This is a genomic window from Pontibacterium sp. (assembly GCF_041587635.1).
Lineage (GTDB): Bacteria > Pseudomonadota > Gammaproteobacteria > Pseudomonadales > Balneatricaceae > Pontibacterium.
The window spans coordinates 1-7,588 of record NZ_JBFGYC010000151.1 but is presented as its reverse complement, the minus strand read 5'-3'; the positions used below and the strand labels follow the sequence as shown (position 1 = coordinate 7,588).

Annotated in this window: 11 protein-coding genes and 1 rRNA gene; 10 read left to right on the top strand and 2 right to left on the bottom strand. The window is 51.4% G+C overall.

Translation table 11 applies throughout. The features are described from left to right. The 3 genes from ABYW01_RS09445 to ABYW01_RS09435 all read left to right on the top strand — a co-directional run. Positions 1-1,325, top strand: a 1,325-nt coding sequence (locus ABYW01_RS09445; protein ID WP_372832309.1) for a cytochrome c oxidase subunit 1, incomplete at its 5' end; no start/stop codon positions are given. A 26-nt stretch (positions 1,326-1,351) separates the two neighbouring features. Next, positions 1,352-1,930, top strand: a complete 579-nt coding sequence (locus ABYW01_RS09440) for a cytochrome c oxidase assembly protein (RefSeq protein WP_372832308.1) — start codon at positions 1,352-1,354, stop codon at positions 1,928-1,930. Next, positions 1,927-2,811 (top strand): cytochrome c oxidase subunit 3, encoded by an 885-nt coding sequence (locus ABYW01_RS09435; RefSeq protein WP_372832307.1) that lies wholly within the window; start codon positions 1,927-1,929, stop codon positions 2,809-2,811. The genes ABYW01_RS09440 and ABYW01_RS09435 overlap by 4 nt, the downstream gene beginning before the upstream one ends. A gap of 4 nt (positions 2,812-2,815) precedes the next feature. Here the strand turns inward: ABYW01_RS09435 and ABYW01_RS09430 are convergent, their stop codons facing one another. After that, on the bottom strand, positions 2,816-3,025 hold the full coding sequence (locus tag ABYW01_RS09430; RefSeq protein ID WP_372832305.1) for a twin transmembrane helix small protein: 210 nt from the start codon (positions 3,023-3,025) through the stop codon (positions 2,816-2,818). A 36-nt stretch (positions 3,026-3,061) separates the two neighbouring features. Between ABYW01_RS09430 and ABYW01_RS09425 the strand changes: the two genes are divergently transcribed. From ABYW01_RS09425 to ABYW01_RS09400, 6 genes are all read left to right on the top strand, one after another. Beyond that, on the top strand, positions 3,062-3,247 hold the full coding sequence (locus ABYW01_RS09425; RefSeq protein WP_372832304.1) for a hypothetical protein: 186 nt from the start codon (positions 3,062-3,064) through the stop codon (positions 3,245-3,247). A 9-nt stretch (positions 3,248-3,256) separates the two neighbouring features. Next, on the top strand, positions 3,257-3,778 hold the full coding sequence (locus ABYW01_RS09420; RefSeq protein WP_372832311.1) for an SURF1 family protein: 522 nt from the start codon (positions 3,257-3,259) through the stop codon (positions 3,776-3,778). Continuing rightward, entirely contained in the window at positions 3,775-4,269 is a 495-nt protein-coding gene (locus ABYW01_RS09415; RefSeq protein WP_372832302.1) for a hypothetical protein, read from the top strand. Before ABYW01_RS09420 ends, ABYW01_RS09415 begins: the two co-directional genes overlap by 4 nt. 12 nt (positions 4,270-4,281) lie before the next feature. Then, entirely contained in the window at positions 4,282-5,283 is a 1,002-nt protein-coding gene (locus tag ABYW01_RS09410) for a heme A synthase (RefSeq protein ID WP_372832301.1), read from the top strand. After that, complete coding sequence (gene cyoE / locus ABYW01_RS09405; RefSeq protein WP_372832299.1) at positions 5,276-6,187, top strand: heme o synthase; 912 nt, start codon at positions 5,276-5,278, stop codon at positions 6,185-6,187. The genes ABYW01_RS09410 and cyoE overlap by 8 nt, the downstream gene beginning before the upstream one ends. A gap of 123 nt (positions 6,188-6,310) precedes the next feature. Further along, positions 6,311-6,913, top strand: a complete 603-nt coding sequence (locus tag ABYW01_RS09400) for a Yip1 family protein (RefSeq protein WP_372832298.1) — start codon at positions 6,311-6,313, stop codon at positions 6,911-6,913. Positions 6,914-7,175: 262 nt separating this feature from the next. Here ABYW01_RS09400 and ABYW01_RS09395 read toward each other — a convergent pair whose 3' ends face one another. Beyond that, positions 7,176-7,364: a hypothetical protein gene (locus ABYW01_RS09395; RefSeq protein ID WP_372832296.1), complete on the bottom strand. Its 189-nt coding sequence runs from the start codon at positions 7,362-7,364 to the stop codon at positions 7,176-7,178. Between the two features lie 95 nt (positions 7,365-7,459). Between ABYW01_RS09395 and ABYW01_RS09390 the strand changes: the two genes are divergently transcribed. Beyond that, a 16S ribosomal RNA gene (locus tag ABYW01_RS09390) occupies positions 7,460-7,588 on the top strand; the annotation flags it as partial.

The window sequence follows — 7,588 nt, the reverse complement described above, 5'->3', positions numbered from 1 at the left end:
TTATGCCCGCGTTTGTGGGGTTGGCGAACTGGATGGTGCCGATGATGATCGGTGCACCGGACATGGCGTTACCACGGATGAATAACTGGAGTTTCTGGATACTACCGTTTGCGTTCAGCATGATGGTGGCCACCCTGTTCATGGAAGGCGGAGCCCCTAACTTTGGCTGGACCTTCTACGCGCCGCTTTCAACCACGTATGCACCACCCAGCGTGACCTTCTTTATCTTTGCGGTACATATGATGGGGATCAGCTCGATTATGGGCGCGATCAACATCATCGCCACGATACTTAACTTGCGTGCGCCGGGTATGACCATGATGAAGCTGCCGCTTTTCGTCTGGACCTGGTTGATCACGGCGTTTCTGCTGATTGCGGTCATGCCGGTGCTGGCAGGGGTGGTGACCATGATGCTGATGGATATCCACTTTGGTACCAGTTTCTTTAATGCCGCCGGTGGTGGTGATCCGGTGCTGTTCCAGCATGTATTTTGGTTCTTTGGTCATCCTGAGGTCTACATCATGATCCTGCCGGCATTTGGTATCGTCAGCCAGATTATTCCGACCTTTGCCCGTAAGAAACTCTTTGGTTATGCCTCTATGGTGTATGCCACTGCCTCGATCGCTTTTTTGGCCTTTATCGTCTGGGCGCACCATATGTTTACTGTGGGTATGCCGTTGGCGGGTGAGTTGTTCTTCATGTACGCCACCATGCTGATCGCGGTGCCGACCGGGGTGAAAGTATTCAACTGGGTGGCCACCATGTTCCGTGGCTCTATGACTTTTGAAACGCCCATGCTGTTTGCGTTGGCCTTTGTGGTGTTGTTCACCATCGGTGGCTTCTCTGGACTCATGCTGGCGATAGCACCTGCTGATTTCCAATACCACGATACCTATTTTGTGGTGGCGCATTTTCACTATGTCTTGGTACCGGGGGCGATCTTCGCCATCGTCGCTGCGGTCTATTACTGGATACCCAAATGGACCGGCAATATGTACAACGAGACGATGGGCCGCTGGCATTTCTGGCTCAGCTTCATCGGCGTCAATGTCACGTTCTTTCCTATGCATTTTGTAGGACTGGCCGGTATGCCACGACGTATCCCGGACTATGCGCTGCAATTCGCGGACTTTAATGCTGTCGCATCGGTAGGTGCATTTATGTTCGGGTTATCCCAGTTGTTACTGGTGTACAACGTGATCCAGTGCATTCGTGTGAAGCGCCCTGCGACATCTGAAGTGTGGGAGGGGGCTGAAGGTTTGGAATGGACCGTGCCTTCACCTGCGCCTTATCACACCTTCGCGCAACCGCCGCAGGTGAAATAACTATAACGAGATGATGGAGGTGCTGTATGGCACAACTCCAGAGCAAACACACTAAGGTCGTCCGCAACTTGTTGCTGGGTAGTGTACTGATGTTTGGCTTCGGCTTTGCGCTGGTGCCGTTATATGACGTGTTTTGTGACATCACTGGTTTGAACGGAAAGGTGACCCGGACCGGTCCTGCTGAGCCGATGCAGGTAGATCGCTCGCGCACCGTCAGTTTGCAGCTGATGGCGGTGAATAACGAAGCGATGCCGTGGCTGTTTAAACCTGTGACGGCCGAGATAAATATCCACCCCGGTATGACGGGGCAGACCGCATTTCTCGCTCGGAACCCAACCGGTAAGACTATGATCGCTCAGGCTGTACCCTCCGTTGCCCCGGCAGAAGCGGCTGAATATGTACAGAAGATCAACTGCTTCTGTTTTGAACGGCAATCACTGGAAGCCGGTCAGCAACGGGAGATGCCGCTGTTGTTTGTGATTGATCCCGATCTGCCGGATCACATCTCGAAGATCACCCTGTCTTACACGTTGTTTGATATTACGCCGCAACTGCAGGCGAATCATTATGCCGAGCAGCCACTGACGCGGAGGTTCATGTTATGAGCACCGAAAGCTATTACGTTCCCCATCAAAGCCGCTGGCCAATTTTGGCATCTATCGCGCTGTTCATGATGGCGATGGGGGCGGGGGGATTTATCAATAATCTCAGCGCTCAGGATGGCGGAGGCTTCAGTGGATTCATTTTGCTGGTCGGTGCAGGGCTGCTAGCCGTCATCCTGATTGGTTGGTTTCGTAACGTGATTAACGAAAGTCGGGCAGGGATGTATAGCGATCAGATGGATGCATCTTATCGCTGGGGTATGAGCTGGTTTATCTTTTCGGAAATCATGTTCTTTGCGGCATTTTTTGGTGCGCTCTTTTACGTCCGTACACTCGCTGTACCTTGGTTAGGCGGTGAGGGAGACAAAGGGATCACCAATATGTTGTGGCAAGGGTTTGAAGCCCAGTGGCCGTTAATGACAACACCGGATATGGAGTCGTTCCCCGGACCGCAGGCGGTGATAGATCCGTGGCACATACCATTGCTGAACACGGTGTTGCTGTTGAGTTCCAGTGTCACCGTAACGCTCGCTCATCGTGCGCTGAAACAGAATAACCGCGACTGGATCGTAATCTGGATGGCGATCACTGTCTTGCTAGGTGTGACGTTTATCTATTTTCAGGCGGAAGAGTATGTCGTGGCCTATCAGGAGTTAGGGCTGACATTAAATGCGGGCATATACGGCGCGACGTTCTTCATTCTTACGGGTTTTCACGGTTTACACGTCACGCTGGGGACCTTCATGTTGCTGGTGATTTGGTTCCGGGTGATGCGTGGACACTTCTCACCTAAGCAACATTTCGCGTTTGAAGCGGTGTCTTGGTACTGGCATTTCGTCGATGTGGTCTGGGTAGGATTGTTCTTATTCGTGTACATCCTGTGAGGCGCTAAACCGGCCAGGGGTGGTTAGGCATCAATTGACCACTGTAGATGCCGTAAACAAGCAATAGGAGCAGCAGCATGCAGAAAAAAACACGTAACGTCAGGGCGTGGACGGTACGACTGGACTGGCCCCGGTCCCGCAGGATGTAGAACAGGCCAGAGAAAAGACTGATGACTGCGGCGAAGAACACTACGACAAGAAGCGCTTTGAACATGGTCGGTTCCCTCGATCAGGTTGCAGGAGAGACACTGTGAGTAAAGTTCAGAGTGCCCGGCGCTTCAAGTGGATGCTGTTACTCATGGGGATTTTGGTATTGCCTGGGCTGCTGACACTGGGCAATTGGCAGTTGGGGCGGGCAGAGCAAAAACAGGTGTTGCTGCAGCAATGGCAGCGTTCCGATGAGGGTGTGAAAGGATTAAGTCACCCCGCGCTGTAGCAGTTCAGCCTGATACGCCAGCAAGGTGTCTTAGAGCAAGAGCGTTGGTTCCTGCTCGACAATCGAACCCGTCAGGGAAAGGTGGGTTACGAGGTGGTGGCATTGTTCCAGCCGCAGGGGAGCAAACGTCACATATTGGTTAATTTGGGTTGGGTCGCCGCCGATCAGGATCGGCGTATTCTCCCGGAGATTGAATTGCCAAAAGGGGTTGTAACCATTCAGGGGCGGCTGACAGAAGCCTCGCAGCCATTAGTTCTTGGTAAAAGCCAGTGGCAACCAACTTGGCCGCAACGGATACAACGAATTGAATTGGACGGGCTGGAACAGCGATTGGGACTCACTCTGATGCCCTGGGTGATTCGGCCTAATGAGCCTGTATTACCGGAAGCTGACCTGAGCTGGTCACCGGCGGTGATGTTGCCGGAAAAACATCAAGCCTATGCTGTGCAGTGGTTTGCCATGGCTGGGGTGCTGGTGTTGTTGATTGGCTGGAATCTCTTGCGGATGCGAAGAGAGGAGGCGGGCACATGAATAAAGGAATGTTTTGGTTGGTGTGGGGCGTTGGAATCCTACCGATGTTGTTAGCAATGGGCATGTATTTTGGTCAGGTGGGTGTGCCTGACGGACGCATGAATCACGGTGATCTTCTGCCTCCCGGTGCAGAGCTGGAGGAGTGGGAGATAGAAGATGCTGCGGGCGAACAGTGGGTGCATAGCGGCGACTGGCATCTGTTGCTGACCTACGATGATTGTGATCGCACCTGTGATAGCTGGAAAACGACGTTGCCCAATCTGCACCAAGCATTGGGGCGTGAGCGAGATCGGGTGCAATGGCATGTGCTGAGTGGTCACCCGGCAAAAATAAAAACGATGTTGGTCAGTGGCCGGATTAGTGAAATTGGCAGTGCCGTCTGGGTTGCTGACCCGCTGGGTAATTTGGTGATGCGTTATCCTTTGGATCAGAACCCGCGTGATCTGCTGCTGGATTTAAAACGCATGCTGAAACTGTCAAAAATAGGCTAAGGGTAGACAGCGATGGAACGTGTATTGCGACTCTGTCATTTGGCAATTCTACTGGCGCTGGTGGTTGTGCTGCTGGGCGCCTGGACACGCATCAATGACGCCGGATTAGGATGTCCTGACTGGCCGGGTTGTTATGGCGAGTGGGTATTGCCCTCTGATACGCAGCAGCTGGCATCAGCGCAGGAGCTCTATCCCGAACAACCCATAGTCGCCGCGAAAGGTTGGCTGGAAATGGTTCACCGTTATGCTGCGGGAACACTTGGTTTGTTGATTGCGGCTATCGCCTGGCTGGCATGGCAACAACGTCATCGTCCAGGATCTCCTTTGAAGCTCGCTTTTACATTGTTGGGCCTGGTCATTATCCAGGCCGCATTTGGGATGTGGACGGTCACGCTGAAGTTATTGCCGCAGGTCGTCACGCTGCATCTGTTGGGCGGATTGCTGACGCTAACATTATTGCTGATCCTGAGATACCGATTGATCCGTGTGAAAGAGAGGTATCAGTTGTCGTCTTCCAGTCGTCAGCGGCTGGTGGTCGTTGGCGCGATACTGTTGTTTGCTCAGATCATGCTAGGAGGGTGGACCAGCTCCAACTATGCAGGGTGGGCGTGCACGGATTGGTTGTTCTGCGAGCGCAATGAATACGTGAGTTTTGATTACAACGGTGGGTTCTCGTTGCCTGCGTATACAGGGCAGAGTCATGAGGGTGGCCTGAAAGATCGTGAATCCCGTGCAGCCATTCAGGTAGTGCATCGATTCGGGGCGGTGATGGTCAGCCTCTACTTATTAGCTCTCTGTCTTGTACTAAGAAAGCAGACAGCGTTGCTGTTTCCCCTGAGTGCGATAGCAATAATTCTAATCGGGCAAAACGCACTGGGGATGTTGAATGTTGCTTGGGGATTGCCGCGTTATATGGCAATCGCTCATCACGGCGGTGCAGTGGCACTGCTGGTCAGTCTTGTATGGCTATATAGCCGGATTGGGTTGCTACGGGAGGGAGTTCGTCATGCGTAACGAAAAAGTGCTGGTGGTTGCGGTTGAACATGCGGGATGGAGAGACTATCTCGAACTCTGTAAGCCCAAAGTCGTGGCGGTGATGTTGCTGACAGCCGTGGTGGGCATGTTTGTTGCGACGCCTGGTTTTCCTGCGTGGGATGCTGTGCTGTTTGGAACTATAGGTATCGGTTTGGCGGCGGGCAGTGCTGCGGCAGTTAATCATGTGATGGATCGCCGTATCGATGAGCAGATGGCAAGAACTCAGCGTCGTCCATTGCCACAAGGTAAGCTCTCACCTGCAAGCGCGCTCATGTTTGCGGCGTTAACTGGCACATTAGGTATCGGTTTGCTGGTGATGATGGTCAATCCATTAACCGCGTGGCTGACCTTGGCATCGCTGATCGGATATGCGCTGATCTACACCGTCTATCTGAAACGCGCCACACCACAAAATATTGTGATCGGTGGTATAGCCGGTGCCGCGCCGCCGCTTCTGGGTTGGACATCGGTGACCGCGACATTAGATCCCAATGCGCTGTTACTCGTGCTTATTATCTTTGCCTGGACACCACCCCACTTCTGGGCACTTTGCATTGCGCGTAAAAATGATTACGCCAAAGCTGGTATTCCGATGCTGCCCGTCACCCATGGTGAAGATTACACGCGACTACAAATTATGCTGTATTCGATATTGCTGGTGCTCTGTTCCCTTCTTCCCTACATAACGGGAATGTCTGGAGGGATCTATCTGCTGGGCGTTATGCTGCTCAATCTGCGCTTTATGTATTGGGCGTATCGTTTGTACAGCAAGAGAGTAGTTGGAGAGCCTATGAAAATGTTTCGTCACAGCATCAACTACATCATGCTATTTTTTGTGGTATTGCTGGTGGATCACTTCACGATTGTGATTCCGGCTGGCTAACACTTTGAATTTGAAAGTTCCTGAAACCTCAAGGAAATGGAGTAATACCGAAACGATGAAGATCACTCAACTTTAAAAGGTGTACTCGCGAAAGGGAGGTGCGGCACCTGAGGGGGTAGCCTCATGTTCTTACAACATATGATGGGAATCTTGTATCACCCTAAAGATGAATGGGGAATGATACGCAAGGAGCACTATTCGACTTTTCACGTGTTTTTGGCACAAATCAGCATTCTTGCTGCAATACCAGCCGTGTCGCTGTTTATCGGTACTACCCAGATCGGGTGGAGTATCGCAGGCTCCGAATATGTCCGGCTGGAGACGATGAGCGCATTGATGGCGGGAGTCGCATTCTATTTCGCTATGTGGTTCGCGGTTGGCGTTATTGCATATGCCGTTCACTGGATGGAAAAAACCTACGGCGGTAATGTGTCGTTTGATGAGTGTCTTGTGCTCACAACGTTCACAGCGACCCCGTTATTCCTCTCCGGACTGGCAGGGTTGTATCCGATGCTGTGGTTCAATGTGATTGTGGGCATGATCGCCCTCTGTTACACCGTTTATCTGCTGTATACCGGTGTGCCAATCATTATGCAGATCCCGGAAGAACGTGGTTTCTTCTTCTCCACCTCAATTCTGACGGTGGGTTTGTGTGTTCTGGTCGGATTGATTGCGACAACGGTTGTGCTTTGGGGGACCTTTGTTCCGCTGAGCTATACCTCTTAGTTAACGGTTTTACCGTAAAGAAAGGGCGCCGTCAGGCGCCTTTTTTGTGTCTGCTGCTTTGTTTTGTGTGTTATTTAATCAGGGTTGATGGTTTTTTGTTCGTTTTAAGGTTTTTTTACGTTTTTTTGAAGTTTTTTAACAAAGGCTGTTGACCCCCATGCTGAGGTCTGTAGAATGCGCCTCCTCGCTTGAGACAACAGCTTCTTCGGACAGCAAACGGATCGCGAGACTGCTGAAATAACCCCTTGATTTACAACGTAAATTAGCGGATCATTCCAGCAGGTCGAATCACCGGCAAGTCTTCAAAAACTTTTGAAAAACTTGCAAATAAACGGTTGACATCGACGCGGCGCACAGTAAAATATGCGCCTCGCTTGAGACGAAACATCAAGCAACGCTCTTTAACAAATTGATCAGATAATTCGTGTGGGCGCTTGTCAGGATGAAGCACAAAAGCTTTTATCCAGAACAAGCAACCTAGTGAATTCATTTTTACAAAGTTGTTTTAACTGGAGCCGAATATCTTCGGATATTCACAAATGATTTAAACTGAAGAGTTTGATCATGGCTCAGATTGAACGCTGGCGGTAGGCTTAACACATGCAAGTCGAGCGGTAACAGGAGTAGCTTGCTACTCGCTGACGAGCGGCGGACGGGTGAGTAACGCGTAGGAAT

Excerpts from the sequence above, each read along its gene's own strand:
- ABYW01_RS09440 (WP_372832308.1), top strand. The coding sequence starts at position 1,352 with ATGGCACAACTCCAGAGCAAACACACTAAGGTCGTCCGCAACTTGTTG.
- ABYW01_RS09435 (WP_372832307.1), top strand. The coding sequence starts at position 1,927 with ATGAGCACCGAAAGCTATTACGTTCCCCATCAAAGCCGCTGGCCAATT.
- ABYW01_RS09430 (WP_372832305.1), bottom strand. The coding sequence starts at position 3,025 with ATGTTCAAAGCGCTTCTTGTCGTAGTGTTCTTCGCCGCAGTCATCAGT.
- ABYW01_RS09415 (WP_372832302.1), top strand. The coding sequence starts at position 3,775 with ATGAATAAAGGAATGTTTTGGTTGGTGTGGGGCGTTGGAATCCTACCG.
- ABYW01_RS09410 (WP_372832301.1), top strand. The coding sequence starts at position 4,282 with ATGGAACGTGTATTGCGACTCTGTCATTTGGCAATTCTACTGGCGCTG.
- cyoE (WP_372832299.1), top strand. The coding sequence starts at position 5,276 with ATGCGTAACGAAAAAGTGCTGGTGGTTGCGGTTGAACATGCGGGATGG.
- ABYW01_RS09400 (WP_372832298.1), top strand. The coding sequence starts at position 6,311 with ATGTTCTTACAACATATGATGGGAATCTTGTATCACCCTAAAGATGAA.